This is a genomic window from Xanthomonas sp. 3793 (assembly GCF_024806835.1).
In the GTDB taxonomy this organism is placed as follows: domain Bacteria; phylum Pseudomonadota; class Gammaproteobacteria; order Xanthomonadales; family Xanthomonadaceae; genus Xanthomonas; species Xanthomonas arboricola_F.
Genome location: NZ_JANTYU010000003.1, coordinates 519047 through 543355, shown reverse-complemented (window position 1 = coordinate 543355; position 24309 = coordinate 519047). Strand labels below are relative to the sequence as shown.

Here is a 24309-nt window from a genome sequence, read left to right as displayed (position 1 = left end):
CCACGCCACTTCGGCTGTTGCAACACAAAAGGACCCCGCCGAAAGGCGGGGTTTTTTGTGGGCGGTCGTGGATGCCGCAAGAGGCGGTCGTCGATGGATGATCTGCACCGGAGCGTGTGGCAGATGCACGTTCGCCGTTGGTCGCGCATGACCAAGCAGACCCCCACGACCTCGTAGGAGCGCACCTGGGCGCGAAGAGGCTTCACCGATAACGCTCCGGTCGCGCCCGGGTGCGCTCCTACGCAGGGCGATGCGACGCCCGCGCAACCGGCTCGCGGCCCCAACCGTGTGCGACATCGCAAAACCATGCAGATCGCGACGTCAATCACACTTGCATGACAAGGTGTTGACACCGATGTCATCGCAGTTCTAGCGTCGCTGGGCAGGCGTTTGCGCCGCGTGGTCGGGGGGCCATCGGACAAGGGGCGGCGGTGCGTGCATCGCTGGCAGACGTCGTTGCAGTGCACTGCCACGCCGGCCGCGTCCGGCTTCTCCCGGGGATCTTATGAACTGCCGCAGTCATCGTCTTGCCTTGTCGATTTCCGTGTCCCTTGCACTGACGGCCGCCGCTGCGCCGCCGCTCATGGCCCAGCAAACCGAGCCGGACACACCGCGCGCCACCTCCACCCTGGATGCGGTCAGTGTCACCGGCTCGCGCATCAAGCGCGCGCAGGTCGAAGGCGCGCAGCCGGTGGTCACCATCTCCGCGCAGCAGATCCAGCAGGAGGGGTTTGCCACCGTCTACGACGTGCTCAACAGCATGAACCAGCAGGGCTCGGTGGAAGCCGATACGCAATGGGGCTCGCACACGCCCAATGCCTCGCCTATCAATCTGCGCGACCTGGGGCCCGGGCGCACCCTGCTGCTGGTCAACGGCCACCGCGTGGCCGATTACCCGCTGCCGTACGGCGGCGAAAGCAACTTTTCCAACTACAGCAACATCCCGTCTGCGGCGGTGGAGCGCATCGAGATCCTCACCGGCGGCGCCTCGGCGATCTATGGCTCGGACGCGGTGGCCGGCGTGGTCAACGTGATCCTCAAACGCGACTACCAGGGCGACCAGCTGCGCCTGCGTGGCGGCACCGCCACCGAAGGCGGGCGCGACAGTTTCGATGTGTCGTGGGCGGGCGGGCGCACCGGCGAAAACTGGAGCGTGACCTACGCCCTGCAGGCCACCCGGCGCGACCCCTTGAGCGGCCGCGATCGCCCGCAGATGGACGACTCGGACGACATGTCCTATTCCAACTGGACCGGCCAGAACCGCCTGTACGGATTCAACCCGTTCACCGGCCTGAGCCTGGTCGATGCCAACACCAACGAGCGTCTGGCGCCGCCTGCGGGCACCTGCGCGCGCTTCGGCGGCGAGTTCGTCGATGCGCCGCGGCTGAGCTACGACCAGAACAGCGGCGCGCTGACCAATGCCGGCAACTATTGCGGCGTGGCGCGCGATTACGGCGATTGGGGCCTGGTCACCGGCAGCGAAGATTATTCGGCGTATCTCTACGGCACCTGGAAGTTCGGCGAGGCCACCGAGGCCTGGGCCACGCTGTCGGCCAACCGCAGCATCGGGCGCTGGACCTACGACCCGCCATACGCCTACCTGGGCCCGTTCCAGGACGCGGCCACCGGACGCTCGTTGAACCTGATCCGTCAGCTCACCCGGCGCGAAGCCGGCGGCTGGGACCGGCTGGCCAACTACAACAAGGAACAGTCCTGGGATCTGAGCGCCGGCTTGCGCGGGGTCTGGGCCGATCGCTTCGATTGGGAGCTGAGCGTGGGCCGCTCGCGCTACACCGTGGACGAATACATCCGCACCGTGGATACCGCGCGCGCCACCGAGTACTTCCTCGGCAGCCCCACCGGCACCGCTGCCGATGGCTCGCCGATTTATGCGATCAACGAAGCACGGCTGTATGCGCCGCTGTCGTCGAACCAGTACGACCAGCTGGTCGCCAAATCGCATAACTCGGCGTATTCGTGGGTGAATCAGGCCAGTTTCAGCCTCAGCGGCGATCTGGTGCAGGGCTGGGCCGGGCCGATCCGTTTCGCCACCGTGGCCGAAGTGGCAAAGCAGGGTTATCAACTGTCGCCGGACCCGTGCGCCAACGAGTGCTACCCGGTGGACGTGGTCGATAGCGGCGGCGGCGAACGCCTGCGCAGCTCGGCCGGTCTTGAATTCCAGATCCCGTTGCTTTCGACGTTGAGCGCCAATGTCGCCGGTCGCTACGATCGCTACGGCAATTACCGCTCTTCGGCCGCGATTGCGACCGATGTCGGCACGCAAAGCGATACCACCTGGAGCGCGGGTCTGGAATGGCGCCCGGTCGAGAGCCTGTTGTTGCGCAGCACACTGGCCACCAGCTTCCGCGCGCCGGACATGCACTACGTGCTCGGCGAACCCAGCTCCACCAACCAGACCGTGATCGACCAGTACCGCTGCATCACCTCTGGCGCGTATCAGACCGGCGGCTGCAACGACGAAAACAACAACATCTATTACACCGTGGATGTGAATCGGCGCGGCACCCCGGATCTGCGCTCGGAAACCGGCCGCTCGTTCACTGGCGGGGTGGTGTGGGACATCGCGCAAGGGCTGTCGCTGAGCGTGGATTACTACCGCATCCAGCTGGAGGAAATGATCAAGGATCTGGACCGCGACGAGATCCTGTCGGCCGAAGCCGGCTGCCGCACCGGCACCACCATCAGCGGCGGTGCCTGGAACAATCCGGGCGGTGCCGGCTATTGCGACACCATCACCTCGCGCGTGGTGCGCAATGCCGATGGCACCATCGCCAGCATCGAGCGCGGCCCGATCAACCTGGCGCAGATGGAAACCTCCGGCATCGATGCCTCGCTGAAGTATCGCCTTGCCACCGCCGGCTGGGGCAACTTCCAGCTGTCGCTGGATTACAACACCCTGATCGCCTACCGCGAACAGATCTACCGCACCGACAGCGACGAGAACCGTCGCGACGAACGCGTGCGCAGCCGCGTGCGCGGCAGCGTGCACTGGGACAACGGCGGCGCCTGGGACTGGACGGTGTACTTCCGCCGGCTCGGCTCGATGCGCGCGGTCAACTGGGGCACCTGCGCCCGCTTCGACGACGGCTACCAGCCCAGCGCTTCGGACGAATGCCTGGTCACCGACACCGGCAACGTGAATCTGGGCCAGACCAGCAAGCGCTATTTCGGCCGCGTGGGCCCGGCGATCTACTGGAACCTGAGCACCGGCTACAAGATCACCGACCACGCCAAGGTCAACTTCTACGTCAACAATGTGTTCAACGAAGTGGGCTACGAGAACAAGGAGCGCTTCTACGGCTACGGGTTCTACAACACCACCTTGTTCAACCCGATCGGCCGCGAAGTGGCGGCGGAGTATGTGTTTACGTTTTGAGTGACGTTTGCCCCACTGCACGCCATGGCCTCATCGCCGTGGCGTGCAGTGGGGTGTTGCGGTGATACATATCGGCGCGGCGTAACACCAGGCAAGACGCGATGTCAGGCAAGACGCGATGCGGTTCGGCGCAAGCTTGCCAACGCACGCGTGGCGATGCCGCGCATCGGATCGCTCAAGGCCACGTCGTCCATGGACCGCTGCCAGAACTGTTCGGCCATCTCCGCGGCGCGTCGCCATTGTGCGAATTGACCGACCGTGGGTGGTGGAATCTCGATATCCCGTGGCACGATTTCGCCACTGGATGCCGGCCGCAGCGCCATCGGCAACATGTCGTACACCGGCGCAAGCCGCAGCGGCAAGGTGTCGGCAAGAATCAGCGCTGCATTGCCCAGATGCATGTCGGTGTTGCCGATGAGCACGCCGAACCAGCTGATCACCTCAAGACGCTCTGCATCGTCCGCACTCAGCCAACCATCGCGCTTGAGCAGTGGCGCAAGCGCGCGCCACGTGCCGACCTCCGACTGCCCATAGAACGTGGTAAAGATCGCCATCAACGAGACAAAACCGTGGCGGCCCAGCGTCGGGGTGCGATCGAAGCGCGTGGATTCGAGAAAGACGCGCTCGCCGGCCTGCAGCCGCTGCGTCGTTGCGGCTGCGATGCCACCGGCAAGTAGCACGTTGCTCGCAAGGTGCTCCATCTGCAGCAGGTCCGCCCAGCGCCGCCCGGCCGGCTGATCGATCCGGTCGGAGAACTTCACAATGACCGGACGATACGCGCCATGTTCGCGCAGCACGGCAGTGAACTTCGGTTGCTCGCCTGCAGCGGACGAGCCGACGTCCTCGCCGCGCAGGGCGGCATCGGCATGCTGGAGATATGCGTGCAGGCGCGCCTCGATGTCGATGCACTCAGGCTGGTCGATCGACGACAGCGCGCGAGCCAGCGCATGCTCGCCCACGAGCAGGTCGCCGAGCTGGTCGTGACCATCGGACAGCAGCGCGACGAGTGTGTCACTGGGCGACCACAGCATGAGATTTTCAGGTAGCCGCAACGACCCGGAGACGCGGCGTGCCAGATTGCGCCCCAGAAATCCCTGCGGGCGTTGGTCATCCAGAAACCAGGGCAGCGACTCGAACACGCCCAGCTGCATCGGCGGATGCAGGAGCACCGGGTTTTCCTGCAGCAGCTCCACGAAGAAGTGGTCGTGATGGAGTGCATGCAGCTGGCCCAGCGCCACAACGCGGGCATGGCTGTCGATGCGGTAGAGCGGCCAGGCGCGCGCGCCCCGCACCTCGCCCGCGGCGGCATAACTGGTGGCGCGCGCGCTGCCGTAGCGCCGCACCGCAGTTCCTGCGGCGGCAACCAGGCGAGAAAGTGTTGCCTTGCTCACGCCCAATCGCGCGGCAAGATCGGCGCCGCGCAACGGGCCGTTGACGCGCAGCGTGGTGACCAGGCGTTCTACTGCTTCGGGCTGGGGCATGCAAACCACGAGTGAAACGATTTATGAAACGATATATCAGGTTTGATCGCGTAACAAGTACATGACTTGTATGGGAAATTGCACAATTCAGAGAGACATCAGGCATTGGTGGTGAAACGATACTTTCGGTGTTCCTGGGCCGGAGAGTGTCCGGAGCGCAATCCTGCACAGAGCGGGACGGCCCCAGCGACGCTCGAGAAACGACGAGCGTCGCAGTGCGGCATCGTTCATGTCACAACGCCCGGACGCGGTGTGCGCAGCCGCTTGCCGCGAAGAGCGGGCCTGAAACACCGCGTGGTGTGCCGGGGTAAAGGCGCGCCTGCATCGATTGCATCCGCTTTCAGGAGGGTAGACCTCCACGCCAGCGCCTTGATCGCACCGCGCCGGGCACGCGCGGCAATACCCCGTGATACTGCTGCTGCAGGTAAGGAAGTCGGCACGTCAGCATCGATCGGATTGCGCCCCGTTGCCCTGATCAACCGCTGCTGCCATGCGTACGACTGCTTGCCGCGCCACCCGACGATTGCTTCCACGCGCATGGTCCGTTGCCGATGAAACAGTGGCAACGCGCAAATACGCGTGGTATCAATGCATCCCATGAACGCACCCCGCAGCCAGTTTTATTTTTGGTACTACGGTTTTCCGATGCCGCTGGCGGAGGACGGATTGCGCTCACCCTGAAGAAATCTTCAGCAGCATTCCCGAAAAGCCGCCAGCGCACACTGGCGGCTTTTTTGTTGCCGCCTTGCCTGGCTTCCCTATGCACTGCCGACCCGAGACAACGTTATGCCGCCCGTGACCGATGACCTGCGTATCCGCAAGATCGAAGCCCTCGCACCGCCTTCGCAGCTGCTGTCGCTGCTGCCCTGCGACGAGCGCGCCTCCGAGACCGTGACCAACTCGCGCGCCGCCCTGCACGCCATCCTGCATGGGCGCGACGACCGCCTGGCGGTGGTGATCGGGCCCTGCTCGATCCACGACCCGGTCGCGGCGATGGAGTATGCGCAGCGGCTGCGCCCATTGCGCGAGCAGTTCGGCGACGCGCTGGAGATCGTGATGCGGGTGTACTTCGAAAAGCCGCGTACCACCATCGGCTGGAAGGGCCTGATCAACGATCCGGACCTGGATGGCAGCTTCCAGATCAACAAGGGGCTGCGGGTGGCGCGCGGCCTGCTGCGCGACATCAACAACCTCGGCTTGCCGGCGGGTGTGGAATTTCTCGACATCATTTCGCCGCAATACATCGCCGACCTGGTGGCCTGGGGCGCGATCGGCGCACGCACCACCGAAAGCCAGGTGCACCGCGAAATGGCCTCGGGCCTGTCGTGCCCGGTGGGCTTCAAGAACGGCACCGGTGGCGACGTCAAGATTGCGGTGGATGCGGTGGGTGCGGCCTCGCATCCGCACCATTTCCTGGCCGTGACCAAGGATGGCCAGACCGCGGTGGCTGCCACTGCGGGCAATCCGGATTGCCATGTGATCCTGCGCGGCGGCAAGGTGCCCAACTTCGATGCGGCCAGTGTGGAAGCGGCTAGCCAGGTGCTCAACAAATCCGGGTTGCCGGCGCGCCTGATGATCGACGCCAGCCACGCCAACAGCGGCAAGAATCCCGACAACCAGCCCAAGGTGATCGATGACATCGCGCTGCAACTGGAAGGCGGCGAGACGCGCATCGTCGGGGTGATGGTCGAGAGCCATCTGGTCGGCGGCCGCCAGGAGCTGGTGCCCGGTTGCGAGCTGACCTACGGCCAGAGCATCACCGACGGCTGCCTGGATTGGGACGCTTCGGTGCAGGTGTTGGAGCGTCTGGCGACAGCGGTGCGTGCACGTCGTGCGCGGCGGGTTGCCGAGGCTGCATGAGCCCGGGAGGTGGCATTGTCGGGCCGATGGCAGGATTGCGCGTCGGGCGGCTTGCGGATGCGGCACCAGGCGTCGCCCGAATCCTTTCGGCGCGATGCGCCACTTCTCCGGCGGGAGAAGGTCAGGAGCGCTGCTGCTCCTGACGGAATGAAGGCAGCCCGCCTCGCCATCGTGAAGCGTCTTTCTTTGGCGAAACGAAAACCCCTGTGCCTGTGGGAAAGGGCTGGGGCGATGGTGCGGCGGAGCACCATCCTCCAACGCCTGAACGGCCACACCAGCGGCCAAAAAAACGCCGGACCGGCGCAGGGAGCCGGTCCGGCGGATTGAACAACACCACCCACTGGTGACTCGTCGCTGTGGCGGCCAGGAGGGAGAGTCGTTGCGCACCGCCGGCGAGCGAGTAGGAACGTTATCCCCCGCGCGCATGGCCCGCGCATGTCGATGCGTGGCGTCGGCAGACATGAAGTTTCGAAAGAGTTAATCGACGCCGCAGCGGTGCTTCACTGCGGAGATCGCCGCATGCGTGACAACGCAGCCAGCAGCTTGCGCAGGTGCGCCGCTTCGATACGCTGCGCCATCGCCATCGCCATCGCCATCGGCTCCGCCTCGGGGCGCCCGGGCCGGTGAAGCCACTCATCGCCACGGTCTGGCCCGGTTGAGTCGGCGTGGCTGCTCCGCCGGCGCAGACACCCGTCTTTCGCGCAGCGGCGCCTGCAGGATGGGGAGGCTGGACATGCCGGGCATAGCGGAAACCGGCACGCCCACCATGGCCGCGCCCGGCATCTTGCCGCAGGCGACCCTGCTGCAATGGGCAGCGGCGTCCACGTCCATTGACCACACCGTCGGGAAGCACGGCGTACATCGCCAGCCGAACACGGCCGGCGCGCCCCTGCCTGGGAGCACGCGCAGATGCTGCTGCGCGCGCTCCATCGTGCACCTGACAACGCCTCCACGGTATCGCGCGCGCTCAGCGTTCACGCCTCGCCGTCGGCGCACCCGCGATAGTGACGGCAGACTCTTCTCTGCTTGCGCCCATGCCCTCTCTTCGCGAACGCTTTCAGCGCTGGCCCCGACCGTGGCGGCTTGCGGTGCTTGTGCTGTTGGCGCTGTACGCGCTGTATCTGGTTGCCGGCAATGTATTCCTCAACACGCCGTTGTTCGACGCCACCACCAACCGGCAGCCGCACAAGTTCACCATGCAGACCGGCCCGGCGCTGACGCTGTTCCCGGGCGAGGTGATGGCCTGGAACGTGCGCATGCGCGGGCAGGCCAACCGCACCGTGTATGTCTTCCACGCCGATCGTGCGCATGCGCGCGTCGCGTTGCTGGCCTTGTTTCGGCGCGAGGTCCGTCTGCCGTGGCTGCACGCCACCGGCCTGAGCGCGGAAGTGGAAACCTCCGACACCCCCATTCCGCCACCACCACGCGGCGATCAGGGCTGGACGCTGCGCTTCGATGCGATCAGCAGCAACAGCATCCGCAGTGCGCGGCTGGGCAAACTGCTGATCGCCGGCAACGGCCACGGCACGGTGGGCTTTCTGAAACAGCTCAAGGGCGGGCCATCGGAGCTGTTTGCGTCCGAGGCGGGCTTCCGCGATGCGGTGGTCAGCTTCGATGGCGTGCAGGTCTTCAATGGCGCGCAGCTGGATGCGCAGTTCCAGTTTCCGCGCCACTACCGCGATGAAGCGCCCGGCCTGCGCAAGCTCGGCATCACCCATGCGCGGCTGCAGTTGAAGGCCGGTACGGTGGCGTTGAAGATCGATACCGGGGCACCGCACGTGGATATCCGTAGCGGTCCATCGGCGGCGCGTGTGGAGGCCGACATCACGCTGGATCGCGGCGCACTGCAGCCGGGCAGCCATGCGGTGTGGCGGCTGCCATTGCTGGCCGGCGTCGGCGCCACCGACCGCGGCATGCTGGCGCTGCAGCTGGATGTGGCGCAGGACATCCGCGTACAGGCGCGGTTGCCGCGCGATGCAGACACCGGCAGCGAACTGCACGCCGATCTGCGCGTTGCCGGCCGCAGCATTCCCTTCCAGGAGCCGGCGCTGCTCCTGCCGCGGTTGTCGGGCCAGGTGCAGGGGCGCTGGAAGTTCGAATCCTTGAACTGGATCGCCGAGCTGTTCGTGCGCAAGCCGTGGTTTCAGCTGGAAGGCGGTGGCCTGGTGGAGGCCGATCTGCGCCTGGCGCAAGGCCGGCTGACCAACGGCAGCAGCCTGGAGATCCCGCGCGTGGAGGCGGCGGCACAGGTGTTCGACACGCGCCTGACCGGGATCGCCAGGGCGCGCGGTCGCATCGACGATGCCGCCACCCCGCAGGCGCATCTGGATGTGAGCATTCCCACGTTCCGCGCCGCACCGCGCGATGCGCCCAGGCAGATCCTGCTGGATGGCCGCGACCTGCAGCTGGCCATGCATGGCGATGCCGAACTGGCGCGCCTGCGCGACACGCTCAAGGCGCAGCTGCGTTTCAGCGATGCGAAGGTGCCCGACCTGACGGTCTACAACCGCTATCTCTCCGGCAAAGCGGTGCGCCTGCTCGGCGGCAGCGGCAGCCTGACCGGCGATGTCGCGCTCAACGCCTCCGGCGATGTCGGCAGCGGGCATGCGCATCTGCGTGGGCAGGGCGCGCATCTGGCGCTGGCCGGGATGCAGATGCGCGGCGATGCCGAATTGCAGGCGCAGCTGCAACGCGCCGACTTCAAGACCAAGTTCTTCGACCTCAGCGGCACACGCGTGCGTTTGCGCAACATGCGCGTGGGCGATGACACTGCCGACGCCAATTGGTGGGGCGAGCTGCAGGTCGGGGCCGGCACCATCCAGGCCAGTGCGCCGTTCCAGCTGGATGCCGACGCCGCGCTGCGCATGCGCGATGCCGCGCCGTTGCTGTCGGTGTTCGCACAGCGGGCCGACTATCCGCGCTGGGTGGTGGGCCTGCTGGATTCGGGCGAGCTCGATGCCACCGGGCGGGTGCGCTGGCGCAAGCAACAGCTGACGGTCGACGACCTGCAGGCGGAAAATACACGTCTGTCGTTGCGCGCGCGTCTGGCCCTGGACGACGACGCGCGCCGTGGCAACCTGTATCTGCGCTGGGGCGTGCTCGGCGCCGGCATCGAAATCGATGGCAAACAGCGCCAGTGGCATCTTGCCGGCGCACGCGAGTGGTACGACGAGCAGCCGGGTCTGCTGCCGCCGGTGTCCAAGCGCAACTAAGCGCTTGGTGGGTTCGCGATGGCGGACGCGGTGATGGATGAGACGCGAATCGGTGCGATGCAGTGTCGGCGCGGGTTGCGGGCGGCGCTGCCGATGCATCAGACGGCTGGAAGCGGCTGACAAAACCATCGCACAGCCTCCGACGGGCGCGGCCAGTGTCCGAATCGGCATGGCCCACGCACCCACTGCATCCGCCGTGCGCCGTGCATCTCCAACAGACCACTGCCCGGTACGTGCTGGCAACCTGCCAAGAGCAGCTGACAAACAGACTGTGCCCACCGCTAGGTGGGCGCAGGGGGTGCTCGGTGCGGCATCTACCACGCGCACTCCGATGCTGAGCGCACCGTCCACACCCACGTGACCACCGCTCGCTACGTTTTCGTAGCCGCTCTAAATCATCCGCTTGCCATGCCGAGGCATGGCGTGGGGCGTTCGGCCCCTGGCATCCCCGCCACGTGCCACGCCGCGCGGACGTCATCGCCTTCGCCCCTTGCAGGCGCGGCAACATGCCCCGATACGCACCGCGCTCACGGCCCGCTTGGCACACTGCGCCGCGCCGCCTGCGCGGTCCCTGAAGGAGCCTGCCGTCATGACGATGCCCGTTCGCGCCCGTTGGCGCGCATTGCCTCGCACGCTGCGTTGGCCATTAGCGGCAGTGATCGCGCTGTATGTCGGCTACCTGCTGCTCGGCAATCTGCTGCTCAACACCCCGCTGGGGCCGGCAGCGCTCAACCGCAAGCCGGACACCTTCGCCATGCAGTGGGGCCCCGGGCTGACCTGGTGGCCGGGACGGGTGATGTTGTGGAATGTCGACCTGCACGGCCGCTCCACGCGCAACCGCTGGAACGTCAGCGCGGAGCGCATGAGCGGGCAGATACGGATGTTGCCCTTGCTGCATCGGCAACTGCTGGTGCCGGAACTGCAGGTGTACGGTGTGCGTGCCGGTCTGCAGTCGGCAACCTCCATGGCGGATGCCGTGGCCACGCCTCCCGCCGCTGCCGTGGTCGGTGCGCAGCCTGCAACCACTACGCCGGGCGCAACATCGCCTGCACCCGCAACCGATCCAAGCGAACAAGTCGCAGCGCATGCAACGCGCGCGACAGCTGCGCCTTCCACAGCACCAACAGCGGCAGCCGCAGAACGTGTGAAGCCAACACCAACACCAACAGCAACATCGTCGTCAGACCAGGCACGCGATCCGCCAGCCGCCAATACCCCTGCAAACCCAGCACCTGCCACACCCGCCTGGACACTGCAGTTCGACCGCATCGAGGCCGCGCAGGTCCACGCGCTGTCGCTGCGTCAACTGCGGATCGAAGGTGACGGCCAGTTGCAGCTCGGCCTGTTCAAGCAGTTGCGTGGCGGGCCGATGGAGCTGTTTCCGTCGCACGCCGCGTTCGACAACGCGCGCGTGCACTGGGGCAAGAGCGAGGTGCTGCGCAACGGGCAGCTGCGCCTGGAAGCGAGCATTGCGCGGCATGTCCCCGACCAGGCGCGGGGGCTGGCCCTGCTGCAGCTGACCGATGCGCTGGTGGCCCTGCACGGCGACACCGCGGCGCTGGACGTTACCCGCACTGCGCAGGGCCGGCACACGGTGGTCACGCGGCCGGGCAAGGGGCGCGCAGATGGCGAGTTGCGCTGGACGCGCGGTGCATTGCAACCCGGCAGCCAGCTGCACTGGCGCGCGCCCCTGCACGACAGTACGCGCACGCCTGCCGCGTTGCTGGGCGAGGTGGCGGCGCAGTTGCAGGTGGACGACAACATGCGTCTGACCGTGAGCATGCCCGAGCCTGCCGATGCGGGGCTGACACTGGACGCCGACCTGCGCGTGCAGGGCCGGCAGTTGCCGCTGACATCGCTGCGCCACCTGCTACCGCGCACCTCCGGGCATGCAAGGCTGCATTGGCAACTGGCCTCGCTCAGCTGGATTCCTGCGCTGTTTCCGGATGTCGACTGGCTCACCCTGGACGGCGATGGCCTGGTCGATGCGGACCTGCGCATTACGCGCGGCCAGCTCGGTGCAGGCAGCCGTCTGCAGGTGCCGCATGTGCGCGCGCATGTCGGCGTGATGGGGCATGCCATCGACGGTCAGGCCAGTGCCGATCTGCGCGTGGACGCCGATGCAGACGGTCAGCTGCTGCCCGCGCTTGCGCTGCAGATGCAGCAGTTTTCGATCGCGCACAGCGACGCGCCCACGCGTCCGTTCGTGCAAGGCCGCGATCTGCGCCTGGATCTGCAGACGCGCGCCGACGCACGCAACCTCACCACCTTGCGCGATGCCACGCGGGCGCATCTGACCTTCGCCAACGCGCGTGTGCCGGACCTGCGCGCGTACAACCGCTATCTGCCGCAACAGCAGCTGCGGTTCGATGGCGGCAACGGTGTGCTCAGCGGCGATCTGCAGATCGAACCCGGCGGGCGTATCGGCAAGGGCGGCTTGCGTATCGGTGCGCGCGCGGCGCGCCTGCAGTTCGCAGGGCTCGCGTTGCGCGGCGACGTGGATGCCGATCTGCGTCTGCAACGTGGCGATCTGCGCGCAGAAAACTTTCGCCTCGATGCAAGCACGGTGCAACTGCGCAATGTGGGTTTCACCGGTCCGGACGGCCAACGCCGCGATGGCTGGTGGGCGCGCATCGTGCTGGACGACACCCGCATGCAGTGGCGTCAGCCGATCGGCGTGGATGGGCGCGTGCGCATCCAGGTGCGCGACCTGGCGTTCCTGATGGCGCTGTACGCGCGCGACCGCTCCATTCCCGACTGGATGCTGCGCCTGGTGGATGCAGGGCAGGCGCAGGTGACCGGCCGTGTGCAGTGGCAGGGCAACACCGTCATCGTCGATCGACTGCAGGCAAGCAACGAGCGTTTTCAGATCGATGCGCGATTGCGCCTGCAGGGCACGCAGCGCAGCGGCAGCCTGCTCGCACGCTGGGGTGTCTTGAGTGCGGCGATCGGCCTGCGCAACGACAGCCCCGAGTGGCACCTGCGGCGCGCGCCGGAGTGGTATCGGGCGCAGCCGGACCTGATCCGCTGAGCGCCGTCCACGCCAGCGCTGCGTGAAGAAAACTGGACCAGTTCTGTACCGTCTGGTGTTGTTTTGCAGTGCAGCGTGCAAGTCGGATTCGGGGCGCGCACTATGCTCCTGCATCCCGACGTGGGGGAGGGAGCAAAGCCCGCTGGCAGTTCGCTGCAAGCGGGCTTTTTTATTGCCTGACGTTTGGCCGGTCAAGCGTGTACAGCCCTGCAAACCAGTGGATTTATGCCAGTTCCAGCAGCCACAGCGCGCTGCCGCCGGTGATGAACAAGCGCTGGTGATCCTGGTCGAAACTGCAATTGGATGCGGTATGCGGGGTCGGCACCAGCCCCAGCAGGCGGCCCTCCGGATCGAAAACGCACACGCCGGCGCCGGAACTGCTCCATAGCCAGCCTTGCCGGTCTACGCACAGGCCATCTGGCAGGCCCTCGGGCACCACTGCAAAGCGGCGTGGATCGTGCAGTGCACCATCGCGCCAGTCCATTGCAATGATTTCCTGCTCGCCAGAGCCGGTTTCCGGGGTTTGCGACACGTACAGCACGCGTTCGTCGGGCGAAAACGCCAGCCCGTTGGGGTGATCCAGCCGGGCCATACAATGCAGCGCGCCACCATCGGGCGGCAGCCGGTAGAGGCCGTGATGGCCCAGCTCCTGCGGGCCGGGGCAGCCCTGGCTGGGCTTGAGCAGGCCGAACGGTGGGTCGGTGAACCAGATCGCGCCATCGCGCGCGACGATCAGATCGTTCGGCGAATTCAGCCGCTTGCCCTGGAAGCGGCCGACCAGTAGATGCGCCCGTCCATCCGCATCGCTGCGGGTGATCGCGCGGCGGCCATGCTCGCAATGCACCAGCCGCTGTTGCGCATCCACCGCATTGCCGTTGGTAAAGGCCGTGGCGTCCAGCAACACGTCCACTGCGCCGTCCTCGCGCCACCCGAGCACGCGGCGGCCCACCACGTCGCTCCACACCAGCGTGCGCTGCGCCTCCCACCACACCGGGCCTTCGCTCCAGGTCGCCTGGTCATACAGCGTGTGCAGGTGCGCGTTGCCCAGCCGCGCGGCCAGGGCGGGGTGCTGCGTCGTCGGCGGTGCGCACCGGGTTGGCTGCGGCGGGCCGGGCGGCCGCACGCGGCAATGGCTGTGCATCAACGCGGCGCCTCGTGACCGAACGGATGCGCCACCGCCGCGCCGGGTGACTGCGCAAACTGCACCAGCATCTGAAAGCACGGCGCATCGCCGAGCTGGCCGGAACGGTGGCCACGCGCATCGGTGGTGCCCTGGTCCTGGCCGAAATGGATATCGCCAGGGCCCATTTCCACCCGCGTGCCGTCGCCGGTTTCGATGAACCAGCGGCCACGCAGCGGAATCACCCACTGCGGATGCGGGCTCTCGTGCCAGTCGCCGACCCAGCCCACCGGCAGCACCGCAAACTGGATGCCAAGCACCTCACCCGGGAACGGCCGCAGCCACTGTGGCGCTGCACCGCCACCCACGCTCTTGCTACCGAAACCCGGCAACTGCGAAGGAGTGAGCTGGCTGACGCCATCCGGCCCGGTCCACAGGTGCAGGAACGGCAGGCTGGGTGGCAACGCCAGATCGGTGCCGTCGTTGTTCAACGCAACCTGGGATGGCAGCAGTGCGGCGGGCAGCAGCGTGGGTGACATGGCGGAGCCTCGTGCGAAAACCGCAGTGCAGCACGGCCATCGTCAGGGCTCCGTCAGCGGGATGTTCAACGCTTGGAAATCGCGCGCCTGTCGCAACGGACACGCAATATGCGCCGCCTGTCGGTTTGCCTGCTCACGGTGGATTGAAAGTCCGCTGACGATCGACAGCCTGCAGTCCTCGTGCTGACCTGCTGGCGCTTGCCGAGTGCGTCGGGTGCATCGCCAGCATCAGCGCGCTGCGCTGCAACCTCGACGCCGGGGCTGCGCCTGCGCTGCGGCCTGCGGTCTGGTGCCCAGACACGGCGTCGTCCCGATCGCGGCTGCGATCGACGCTGTGGCGTACAGCCACTCGCGGGGCCTGGCGTGCATCGCGCATCGTACAAACGGGAGCAGCAGCCTGCGGTTGTCGGGAGATCGGGCGCGCCTACATGCCACTGTCGTGGCGGGATGCCAGAATCGGCGCATGTCGCTACCCATTTCCTCCGCTTCTCCTGCGCTCACCGCTCTGATCGAGCGGGCCGTGGCGCGTGTCCGCCAGGCCGTCCCGGCCGAGCAACCCTGGCCTGGCGGCGATCTTGCGTCAGCGCTCGAACAGGTGGCGCTGGTCAGCGACTTCGCGCTGGAAACCCTGGCGCGTCAGCCCGCCTTGCTGCAGCACCTGGCCCAGGCCGATCCGCCGCCGCTGCCGGTACCGACGCTGGACCCGGCGCAGCCACAGGCCTGGGCGGCGCAGTTACGGCGCTACCGCGCCGCCGAATCCACCCGCCTGGTGTGGCGCGACGTGCTGGGGCTGGACAGCGTGGACGACACGCTTGCCGGTGCGACCCGGTTGGCGGAAACCTGCCTGCAATGTGCACTGCAGGCGCTGGAGCAGCAGTTCGACAGCCGCCACGGGCAGGTGATGGCCGACGACGGCAGCGTGCAGCGGCTGGTGGTGTTCGGGCTGGGCAAACTCGGCGGCGGCGAGCTGAATTTCTCCTCGGATGTGGATCTGGTCTATGCCTACCCGCAGGGCGGGCAGTCCGACGGCGCGCGCCCGCTGGCGGCCGAGGAATATTTCGCGCGCTTGGGCCAGCAACTGGCCAAGCTGCTCGACGAGACCACCGCCGACGGGTTCAGTCACCGCGTGGATCTGCGCCTGCGGCCATTCGGCACCGCCGGCCGCGTGGCGTTGTCGTTCACCGGCATGGACCAGTACTTCCAGCGCGAGGGCCGCGATTGGGAGCGCTATGCCTGGCTCAAGGCGCGCGCGGTGGCAGGCGACATCGCCGCCGGCGAGGCGTGGCTGGAGACGCTGCGGCCGTTCGTCTACCGGCGCTACCTGGATTTCACCGCACTGGACGGCCTGCGCGAAATGAAGGCCGCCATCACTGCCGAAGTGGCGCGGCACGACCGGCTGGACGACATCAAGCGCGGGCCCGGCGGCATTCGCGAGATCGAATTTCTTGCGCAATCGCTGCAACTGATCCGCGCCGGACGCGAGCCCGCGCTGCGCGAACGACGCCTGTTGCCCGCGTTGCAGGCGCTGGTGGCCGCAGGCCAGATCGAAGCGGACAACGGTGCGGCCTTGACCGAGGCGTATCGCTTCTTGCGGCGTCTGGAAAACCGCCTGCAGATGCTGCGCGATGCCCAGACCCATGCCTTGCCGCAGGCGCCGCTGGACCGCGAGCGGATTGCGTTGGGCCTGGGCCATGCGGACTGGCCGGCGCTGCTGGACGCGCTGGCCCCACATCGCAGCCGGGTGGCGGCGGAATTTGCCGAGTTGCTGGCGCCGCGCGTGCGTGCCAGCGCGCCGGATGCGCTGGCCGATTACTGGCGCGCATTGCCCGAGGGCGATGCGGCGCCGTTGCGGGGCATCGGCTTGCACGATCCCGGCAACGCGCATCAGGTGCTGAGCGATTTTGCGCAGTCGTCCGGCGTGCGTGCGCTGTCCGACACCGCGCGTGCGCGGCTGGATCGGGTGATGCCGGCGCTGCTGCACGCGGCCACGCGCGCCAGCCAGCCCGATGCGGCCGTGCGACGCATGCTGGGCCTGTTGCAGGCCACCTTGCGTCGCACCAGCTATCTGGCGCTGCTGGACGAACAACCCAGCGCGCTCGCGCGCCTGGTCGATGTGCTTTCGCGCAGCGCGCTGCTGGCCGAGCGCCTGGCCGCGTACCCGCTGCTGCTGGACGAGCTGCTCGACACCCGCATCAGCGGGCCATTGCCGGATCGCGCGGCCCTGCAGGCGGCGTGTGCCGACACGCTGCAGATCGACGATACCGAAGCGGCACTGCGCGAACTCAACGAGCGCCGGCTGGCGCTGAGCTTCCGCATCGCGCTGGCCACGCTCGACGGCCGCCAGCTTGCGGTGGACAGCACCCGGCAACTGGCCTGGCTTGCCGAGGCGGTGGTGCAGACCGTCCTGCAGCTGGCGCGCGTGGAGCTGGTTGCCGCGCACGGGCAGGTGCCCGGCGGCACATTCGCCATCATCGGCTACGGCAGCCTGGGTGGGTTGGAACTGGGCTTCGGCTCGGATCTGGACCTGGTGTTTCTCTACGATCATCCGCGCGCGGTGGAAAGCTCGGACGGCAAACGGCCGTTGGAGGCCGGGCGCTGGTTCGCACGCTTTGCGCAGAAGGTGATGGCGTTGCTCGCGGCCGAAACCGGCGCCGGCCGCCTGTACGACATCGATGTGCGGCTGCGCCCGGATGGCGGCAAGGGGGCGCTGGTGTCGTCGCTGGCCAGCTACCGCGAGTATCAGCGCGAGCGCGCGTGGACCTGGGAGCATCAGGCGCTGGTGCGCGCACGCGCGGTCGCGGGCGACGCGTCGTTGTGCGAGGCCTTTACACAGGTGCGTCGCCAGACGCTGGCGCGCGTGCGCGACACTGCGCTGCTGCACGAAGACGTGCGCAAGATGCGCGCACGCATGCGCGCCGAACTCGATCGCAGCGATGCCGGCCGGCTGGATCTCAAGCAGGGCGCCGGCGGCCTGGTGGATCTGGAATTCCTGCTGCAGGCCGGTGTGCTGGGCCAGGCGGCGCAGCATCCGCCGCTGCTACAGGTCTGCGACACACCAGCCTTGATCGATGCACTGGTGCAGGCGCAGTGGCTGCCCGGCACTGCCGCGCAAACACTGCACGACGCACATGCCACGCTGGTGGAGGCCGGGCTGGCCTGCACGCTGGACCGGCGCCCGCGCCTGATCACGCCTACCGCCGCCATCCAGCAGGCCACCGGCAGCATCTTCGCGATCGCGCAGGCGCAAGGCCTGGCGTTCCCGCGCGGCAGGGACGAACCGCGTGCGTGAGGCATTGCATGATGTGTGCAGGTGATGGCAGCACGCCATGCGCAGCGCAGCGGCGAGCCGGTTGTGATCGGCCGCGTCAGTGCGGTGGCGATGCCGCAGCCGCAGGCTGCGCACGCGCGATGGTCGCGGTGAAGCCGGCCGAGCGTGTCAGCGCCTGCGGGTTGGACACGATCCGCCCCAGGCGCACCAGATCGCGCGATGGCGTATAGCCGCGGTAGAACACCGCCAGGTTGCCCCACGGCACGTAATACATCAGGTCGCCCACCTGCGCCGGGCCGGCAGGGCCAACGGCGCTCAGGTCGAGTTTATTCGGCAGGTAGCTGATCTTCTCGCTGGCATGGAAGTCTTCGAAAGACACGGTCATCGGCAGCCGCGCCAGCAGGTCGCGCGTGGCCGAGTGATCGACCAGTTCGGCTTCGACGACTTCGTTGCCGATGGTGAGGGCGATACGCATCGTACGCTCCGGTGTCGGTGGGGCGGTCGCCGCCGGTGGCGTTGCAGCCGGGCAGGCGGCGACCAGGACGGCGCACCCCAGCACCAGGGTGCGCAGACAGGCGCTGGAGCGAAGGATCGGCATCGGCGCTGTCCTCGTGGATTACTGCAGGTGGTCGCGGAAGAACGCGGTGAGCGCGTCGAATGGAATCAGATCCACGCGGTCGTACAGGTCCACATGTCCTGCACCCGGCACGATCACCAGTTGCCTGGGTTGGCCGGCCAGACGGTAGGCCTCTTCGCTGAACTCGCGCGAATGCGCTTTCTCGCCGGTAATGAACAGCATCGCGCGCGGCGAAATGCTCTCGATGTCGTTGAACGGGTAGAAGTTCATGAACTTGACGTTGCTGGTCAGCATCGGGCGGGTGGTGTGTTCGGGCGACTGCCCCTTGGGCGTGTACCGTCCGCGCGGTGTCCGATAGAAATCGTAGAACTCGCGCTCGATCGGCGTGGACTGCGGCGTCAGCGCCAGGACCGTGCCGCCGGCGTACTCCACCGGCCCGCCGCTGAATTCGGCAGTGCGTTGTTTGGCGGCCGCAGCGATGATCTGCTTGCGCTGCGCCAGGCTGAGCCCGTGACGCAGGCCATTGCGGTTGGCCGCGCCCATGTCGTACATGCTCACCGTTGCGATCGCGCGCATGCGCGGGTCGATCTTGGCCGCGCTGATCACGAAGCTGCCGCTGCCGCAGATACCCAGCGCGCCGATCTGCTCGCGATCGACAAACGCCTGCGTTTCCAGGAAATCCACCGCCGCGCTGAAGTCTTCCGCATAGATGTCCGGCGACACCGCATTGCGCGGCTGCCCCTCGCTTTCGCCCCAGAACGACAGGTCCAGCGACAGCGTCACAAAGCCCTGCTCGGCAAGTTTGGTGGCGTAGAGATTGGCGCTTTGTTCCTTGACCGCCCCCATCGGATGCCCGACCACAATGGCCGGATGCCGCTTGCTGGTGTCCAGACCCTTGGGCACGAACAGGTTGCCGGCCACGGTCATCCGGTACTGATTCTTGAAAGTGACCTTTTGCATGGTCACCGCATCGCTGGTGTAGAAGTTATCGGCACCGCTGGACATGTCTGCTCCTGGCGTTGGGAATGAAACGAGCAAGAGCAGCAAAAGGAGGATGCGCAGTTGCATGGTGTGGCTCTCATGAAGGTGCACGCCGCCCGCACCTGTGTGCCGTTGCGGTTGCATTTGCCGGTGGATGAAGGGATGAGGTGTGCGGCGAACGGGCGACGCGGTGCGGGCACCGGCAGCGCTGCGGCATTGGCCATTGCGATGTCGCCGACGACCGCGCTGCATCACCGTGTGCAAGCGGTCCGCCGCGATGTCTGCATGGTCACGCCACTGGTTGTCTACTGCGCGTTTTGCGTACCCACCTGCTGCAGTCGGTGGGCGTTGCTGCCGCGGTGGTGCGCCTTGCGGTGGCCCAATGTAGGTCAGGCGCTGCGCCAGAGCATTACTGCCACGCGCATGCCTTCATGCGGGTGTTTCATGAGTCGTGTGAGGTGCCGCGCACACCGCGACGTGACGCGGCCTGGCCGCCATGCAGGCGGTGTGCGCCGACGGCGTGCCGATGGCGCCGACCGATCGTCTGCAGCGCACAGACCTGTGTGTGCAACGCTGCGATGACCCAACGGTGATTCAGCTGTTCGCCCGAGGTGCGCTACGCCACAGCAACGCGCGGAACGGCCCGAGCAGGAACACGCCCATGCCCAGCTTCACCGCCAGATCGCCTGCAGCCCAGCTCAGCCACGGCAGCGATGCACCGGCAAAGGCGATGCTCCAGAAAAGCGCGGTATCCAGCGTGGCGCTGCAGGTGGTGGCCACGATGGGCGCGCGCCACCAGCTGCCGTTGCGCAGCCGGTCGAACACGGTGATATCCAGCAGCTGCGCCGCGATGAAGGCCGTGCACGAGGCCGCCGCAATGCGCGGCGTCGCCAGCCAGATCGACAACACCACCGCCAGTGCGAACCCGCACCAGGCCACCGTGCGCGCCGCACGCGGGCCAAAGCGGCGATTGATCAGGTTGCTGACCAAAAACGCCAATGGATACGAGAACGCGCCCCAGGTCAGCCAGTCGTTGATCGGGTACTGCACCAGGATGTTGGACAGCAGCACCACCGCGCCCATCGCCAACACCGCCCAGCTCAGTGCGCGGGCGGTAAGTGGAGCAAACGGGGCAGGGGGCGCGGAGGACATGGCAGCGATACGGTGCAAACAGAACGGAGGGCGCGGGTGTCGCTGGCGATCGGCAACGCGCGCAGGTCGCTAGTGTACGAGCGCGATAGATGGATGCGAGCGCTGGAGGTGCAGTGGTTGGGGCAAGCGCACAAGCGGGCCCGGTGCGATGGCGTGGTTTGCCCGTCGCCGCAGGTCGATGGCGCGATCGGCCGCAATCGTGATGCTGCGACCAGGGCGGCGTTACGGTGCCTTGGTCGCGCCGCCCCGGCGGCTCACTGAACTCACCAGACGCGACTGCTGCTGTTGACCACTGCATCGCCGGTCGGCAGGAAGGCCAGGGCCTGGCCCTGCGGCGCATGCACGGTCCAGCCACTGCCGGCGGGGCTGGGCTGGAACGTCACCACCTCGCCGACGTGGAAGCCTGCGGCGGGGTCGTCCTGGCGTGCCGGCCATTGCAGTACCGCAGTGGTTTCGGCCTGTTGCGGATCCTGCAGGCGCACCTGGCGTGCGCCTTCGGGCAGGGTATCGACGGCCTCCACGCGCATTGCCGGCAGCTTGTGCGCGCGTGTCTCGCGACGTGACTCGGCCAATGCGTTATATGCTGCAACCGGTGGGGCAAAGACCGATCCCACCACAGCGGACGCGGCCAGCACCGGCGTGGCCAACGCCAGCGCAGAATAGAACTCGGATTTTTCACCGGGTGTGGTCGCTTCGCCGGCGTGCGCGCAGGGCACGGCCAGGGCAGCGAACAGGCATGCCCCCGCAGCGAGACAGGAACGGGCGTGCATCATGGCGTTTCTCCAGCTGTGTCGACGACGCGAGCGATGGACAGTTCCTGCAGGACGGCGTCGCGTTGATGCAGGAAGTCGAAGATTGATTCGACCGTGACCACCGAATAATCGCCGGACACCCGCTCACCGGCGGGGTGGTCCGAGGTTGCGGCATTGGCGGCGACGAAGCGCGCGCCCAGGCGCTGGCGCAGATCCAGATGCAGGATGCTGGGGTGGTAGCGCGCGGCACGCAACCAGGCTTGCGCCTTGCGGCGGTCGTCAATCAGCTCCGGCGGTTGCGCTTGCGCCGCCAACGCGACCGCCAGCACTTCCAGCACCCATTGGTTGGAATTCTGGTATTCGGTGGAGAACGGATACGCCACGATGCTGTAGCGCGTTTCATGCAGCCGGTGGGCGATGTTGCCGCTACCGCTCAGCAGATCGTGCAGCCGTTGCTGCACTGCGCGGGTCGGGATGCCTACGCGCAGGTCGCTGCTCAATGCGCTTTCGCCGACAAAATTGCTCAGGCCTTCCACATACAGCTGGGACGCGTCGCTCTTGCAGCGATTGAGCAGGTGCCGCACGCGCCACAGACCATCCTCGTCGCGCAGCGCAAATGCCAGGTGGCTATGTTTCAGGCCATAACGGCTCAGGTCCTGGCCGCCGCGCGCCAACAGTACGACCTGCGCATCGGGCAATGCATCCAGCGCCTGCGCGGTGTCGCTGGCCATGTCGAACATCGCAGCGGTGGCCTGCGGCGTGGGGTAGCGCGGCACGCACGCAGGCGTTGCGGCTGCGGCCAACGGCAAGGCGGCCAGCAGTGCCAGCGTGACCGCCCGTCCGATGGCGTGTTTGCTCCTTGGTGGCTTCATCGATCGCAGCATCCTTGTGTCGGGCGCCATCGTCGGGCGCGTGATTCACGGCGACAGGCGCGCGCGCACCTGCAGGGCGATGCGCTCGGTTTCGCGCACCGGCAGGATATCGGCCGCGGCACCTAAAACTTCATCGCCTGCACGCAGCCGCTGACGGTGCCGCAGCGCCTGCACATGGCGGCCGACGCGCCCGCTGGCGCGGTCGCCGAATGCGGCCGTCACCGGCACGCGCGTGGCGCAGGCCTCCGACAACAGGTTGACCGAGTCGGCGGTCGCCACGATGGCATCGGCCCACCCCAGCAGGCCGGCGTAGGGATTGGGGCCGTCGCGTTCGTCGCACCACAGCAGGTGTGGCACGCCGTTGCAGGCCGTCCGCAGTGGGGCGATTGCGTCCGCTGGCGTGCGCCGCGAGACGGTGACCAGCAGGCTGCCGCCGAGCGCGCGCAGTTGCGCGCGCAACGGCGTGCACAGCGCGGCCAGATCCTGCGCTGTCCATGGCACCTGCATGGTGGGTCCGCCGACCAGCAGCGCCAGCCGTGGGCCGGGCAGGCGGCCCAGAGCCGGGAACGCGGCACGCCCGTCCGCCAGCCAGGCATCGTCCACCGGGTGCAGGCTGCCGAGCAGGGTGAGCACGTTCTCGCCCCGCAACGCATCGTGCTCCGGCACGATCAGCAGGTCCCAGTGGCGGGCATCCAGGCGTGGGTCCAGGATCTGCACGCTACGGCTGCCGCGGGCGCGCAGCAGCCGGGTGGCCAGCGCCGCCTGGCGGCCGCAACCGATGGCCAGGGCGGGCGGCTGCTGCAGTTGCCGGGCGAATGCGGCACCGAAAGCAGCCTGCGCGCCGGGCAGCACACGCGGCGCCGCCCAACGCCAGGGCGGCTGCGGGTGCAGATGGATTGGCTGGAAGACCCCCGGGCGCAATGCCCGCGCCAGTGCCTCGGCCTGGCGTGCATTGCCGGCGCGGCCGTCGCTCAGCGCCCAGGTTACCGCCATCGTTTCAGATCCGACATAGATTTGTTTCAGATTGAACGCGTGTGGCGGCAATCGCGCCACTCTACACTGCGGGTCTTCACACTGGTGCCGGCGCCACAGCTTACCGTCGCGCCATCCCTTCTTCTGGAGTGCTCATGTCCGATTCGCTCAACACTGCCGCACTGGATCAGCTGTTCCGTACCGCCCGCACCCAAAACGCCTTTCTCGACAAGCCGGTCAGCCAGGCGCAGTTGCGCGAGCTTTACGACCTGTTGAAGTGGGGCCCGACGGCGGCCAACGGTTCGCCGGGGCGGTTCGTGTTCGTGACCACGGCGCAGGGCAAGCAGAAGCTCAAGCCGGCGCTGTCCGAAGGCAATGCGGCCAAGACGCTGGCCGCGCCGGTCACGGTGATCGTGGCGCACGACGAAGACTTCCACGAAAAGCTGCCGTACCTGTTCCCGCATGCCGATGCCAAGAGCTGGTTCGACGGTGCGCGCGAGATGCGCGTGAGTGGCGCATTTCGTAACGGCTCGCTGCAGGGCGCCTATCTGATCCTGGCCGCGCGCGCGCTGGGCCTGGATGCCGGCCCGATGTCGGGTTTCGACAATGCCAAGGTGGATGAAGCGTTCTTCGCCGGCACGCCGATCAAGTCCAACTTCCTGATCAATCTTGGCTACGGCGACCCGGCCGGGCTGTTCCCGCGCTCGCCGCGCCTGAGCTTCGATGAAGCGGCGCGCTTTGAGTAATGCTCTGCAGTGAGTAGCGCCGCGTGTGGCGTCTCCGCTGCGACATCACTGCCTCGGCGTGTCTGCCTGCGCTCATGGCACGTCGTCATGGTTGCCGCCCAATACCGATCGCTCCATGTAGTGCTGTATTGCTGTGTGTCGTCGATCAAGCGATTGCGCCCACCCATCAGTGAGCGCGGCCGATGCCAGGAGGCGGCCGATGCCATGTGTCCACTGCGCATTCCGGGCCAGCCGTCCTTCGCCTTCTGACCACTGCCGTGCAAGATAGGTTTGCCGTTCTACAGTTTCCTGCAGTCCTCGTCCGTCTGCGTCCGTTCCATCCGCGTTGATCCAATGCGGTCCCTCATCT

Annotated in this window: 15 protein-coding genes; 6 read left to right on the top strand and 9 right to left on the bottom strand. The window is 67.2% G+C overall.

Annotated elements, in window-relative coordinates; genetic code table 11:
* The first annotated feature begins 583 nt into the window (after positions 1-583).
* On the top strand, positions 584-3397 hold the full coding sequence (locus tag FHY18_RS12650; RefSeq protein WP_259155674.1) for a TonB-dependent receptor: 2814 nt from the start codon (positions 584-586) through the stop codon (positions 3395-3397).
* Between the two features lie 104 nt (positions 3398-3501).
* Here the strand turns inward: FHY18_RS12650 and yjjJ are convergent, their stop codons facing one another.
* A complete protein-coding gene (gene yjjJ, locus FHY18_RS12645) occupies positions 3502-4887 on the bottom strand; it encodes a type II toxin-antitoxin system HipA family toxin YjjJ (RefSeq protein ID WP_259155673.1) in 1386 nt (461 codons plus the stop codon).
* A 777-nt stretch (positions 4888-5664) separates the two neighbouring features.
* Between yjjJ and FHY18_RS12640 the strand changes: the two genes are divergently transcribed.
* The 3 genes from FHY18_RS12640 to FHY18_RS12630 all read left to right on the top strand — a co-directional run bounded on the left by FHY18_RS12640 (position 5665) and on the right by FHY18_RS12630 (position 12981).
* Positions 5665-6738, top strand: a complete 1074-nt coding sequence (locus FHY18_RS12640; protein ID WP_259155671.1) for a 3-deoxy-7-phosphoheptulonate synthase — start codon at positions 5665-5667, stop codon at positions 6736-6738.
* Positions 6739-7772: 1034 nt separating this feature from the next.
* Positions 7773-9950, top strand: a complete 2178-nt coding sequence (locus FHY18_RS12635) for a hypothetical protein (protein ID WP_259155669.1) — start codon at positions 7773-7775, stop codon at positions 9948-9950.
* 589 nt (positions 9951-10539) lie between these two features.
* Positions 10540-12981, top strand: coding sequence for a hypothetical protein (locus FHY18_RS12630; protein ID WP_259155668.1), 2442 nt, complete (start codon positions 10540-10542; stop codon positions 12979-12981).
* A gap of 223 nt (positions 12982-13204) precedes the next feature.
* On the opposite strand, the gene FHY18_RS12625 is transcribed toward FHY18_RS12630, so the two are convergent.
* Entirely contained in the window at positions 13205-14122 is a 918-nt protein-coding gene (locus FHY18_RS12625; protein WP_259155665.1) for an SMP-30/gluconolactonase/LRE family protein, read from the bottom strand.
* Positions 14122-14640 carry a hypothetical protein gene (locus FHY18_RS12620; protein ID WP_259155662.1) on the bottom strand — a complete coding sequence of 173 codons (519 nt, stop codon included), beginning with the start codon at positions 14638-14640 and terminating at the stop codon, positions 14122-14124. The genes FHY18_RS12625 and FHY18_RS12620 overlap by 1 nt, the downstream gene beginning before the upstream one ends.
* 463 nt (positions 14641-15103) lie before the next feature.
* Here FHY18_RS12620 and glnE point away from each other — a divergent pair, with 463 nt between their 5' ends.
* Positions 15104-17929 (top strand): bifunctional [glutamate--ammonia ligase]-adenylyl-L-tyrosine phosphorylase/[glutamate--ammonia-ligase] adenylyltransferase, encoded by a 2826-nt coding sequence (glnE, locus tag FHY18_RS12615; protein ID WP_259155661.1) that lies wholly within the window; start codon positions 15104-15106, stop codon positions 17927-17929.
* Between the two features lie 76 nt (positions 17930-18005).
* Here glnE and FHY18_RS12610 read toward each other — a convergent pair whose 3' ends face one another.
* From FHY18_RS12610 to FHY18_RS12585, 6 genes are all read right to left on the bottom strand, one after another.
* Positions 18006-18506, bottom strand: coding sequence for a cyclophilin-like fold protein (locus tag FHY18_RS12610; RefSeq protein ID WP_259155659.1), 501 nt, complete (start codon positions 18504-18506; stop codon positions 18006-18008).
* An 18-nt stretch (positions 18507-18524) separates the two neighbouring features.
* Positions 18525-19553 carry an alpha/beta hydrolase gene (locus tag FHY18_RS12605; protein WP_259155656.1) on the bottom strand — a complete coding sequence of 343 codons (1029 nt, stop codon included), beginning with the start codon at positions 19551-19553 and terminating at the stop codon, positions 18525-18527.
* A 507-nt stretch (positions 19554-20060) separates the two neighbouring features.
* A complete protein-coding gene (locus FHY18_RS12600; protein WP_259155655.1) occupies positions 20061-20618 on the bottom strand; it encodes a VUT family protein in 558 nt (185 codons plus the stop codon).
* 263 nt (positions 20619-20881) lie between these two features.
* A complete protein-coding gene (locus FHY18_RS12595) occupies positions 20882-21391 on the bottom strand; it encodes a hypothetical protein (protein ID WP_259155654.1) in 510 nt (169 codons plus the stop codon).
* A complete protein-coding gene (locus FHY18_RS12590) occupies positions 21388-22242 on the bottom strand; it encodes a DUF2145 domain-containing protein (protein WP_259155653.1) in 855 nt (284 codons plus the stop codon). Before FHY18_RS12590 ends, FHY18_RS12595 begins: the two co-directional genes overlap by 4 nt.
* Before the next feature lie 45 nt (positions 22243-22287).
* Positions 22288-23235 (bottom strand): mitochondrial fission ELM1 family protein, encoded by a 948-nt coding sequence (locus tag FHY18_RS12585; RefSeq protein ID WP_259155652.1) that lies wholly within the window; start codon positions 23233-23235, stop codon positions 22288-22290.
* Between the two features lie 134 nt (positions 23236-23369).
* On the opposite strand from FHY18_RS12585, the gene FHY18_RS12580 reads away from it, so the two are divergent.
* Positions 23370-23960, top strand: a complete 591-nt coding sequence (locus FHY18_RS12580; protein WP_259155647.1) for a malonic semialdehyde reductase — start codon at positions 23370-23372, stop codon at positions 23958-23960.
* Positions 23961-24309 lie beyond the last annotated feature (349 nt).

What these genes read in the sequence shown, in the direction of transcription:
- FHY18_RS12590 (WP_259155653.1), bottom strand. Translation starts at nt 22,242, where the DNA reads ATGAAGCCACCAAGGAGCAAACACGCCATCGGACGGGCGGTCACGCTG.
- glnE (WP_259155661.1), top strand. Translation starts at nt 15,104, where the DNA reads ATGTCGCTACCCATTTCCTCCGCTTCTCCTGCGCTCACCGCTCTGATC.
- FHY18_RS12595 (WP_259155654.1), bottom strand. Translation starts at nt 21,391, where the DNA reads ATGATGCACGCCCGTTCCTGTCTCGCTGCGGGGGCATGCCTGTTCGCT.
- FHY18_RS12605 (WP_259155656.1), bottom strand. Translation starts at nt 19,553, where the DNA reads ATGCAACTGCGCATCCTCCTTTTGCTGCTCTTGCTCGTTTCATTCCCA.
- FHY18_RS12625 (WP_259155665.1), bottom strand. Translation starts at nt 14,122, where the DNA reads ATGCACAGCCATTGCCGCGTGCGGCCGCCCGGCCCGCCGCAGCCAACC.
- FHY18_RS12600 (WP_259155655.1), bottom strand. Translation starts at nt 20,618, where the DNA reads ATGTCCTCCGCGCCCCCTGCCCCGTTTGCTCCACTTACCGCCCGCGCA.
- FHY18_RS12620 (WP_259155662.1), bottom strand. Translation starts at nt 14,640, where the DNA reads ATGTCACCCACGCTGCTGCCCGCCGCACTGCTGCCATCCCAGGTTGCG.
- FHY18_RS12610 (WP_259155659.1), bottom strand. Translation starts at nt 18,506, where the DNA reads ATGCCGATCCTTCGCTCCAGCGCCTGTCTGCGCACCCTGGTGCTGGGG.
- FHY18_RS12580 (WP_259155647.1), top strand. Translation starts at nt 23,370, where the DNA reads ATGTCCGATTCGCTCAACACTGCCGCACTGGATCAGCTGTTCCGTACC.
- FHY18_RS12585 (WP_259155652.1), bottom strand. Translation starts at nt 23,235, where the DNA reads ATGGCGGTAACCTGGGCGCTGAGCGACGGCCGCGCCGGCAATGCACGC.
- FHY18_RS12650 (WP_259155674.1), top strand. Translation starts at nt 584, where the DNA reads ATGGCCCAGCAAACCGAGCCGGACACACCGCGCGCCACCTCCACCCTG.
- FHY18_RS12640 (WP_259155671.1), top strand. Translation starts at nt 5,665, where the DNA reads ATGCCGCCCGTGACCGATGACCTGCGTATCCGCAAGATCGAAGCCCTC.
- FHY18_RS12630 (WP_259155668.1), top strand. Translation starts at nt 10,540, where the DNA reads ATGACGATGCCCGTTCGCGCCCGTTGGCGCGCATTGCCTCGCACGCTG.
- FHY18_RS12635 (WP_259155669.1), top strand. Translation starts at nt 7,773, where the DNA reads ATGCCCTCTCTTCGCGAACGCTTTCAGCGCTGGCCCCGACCGTGGCGG.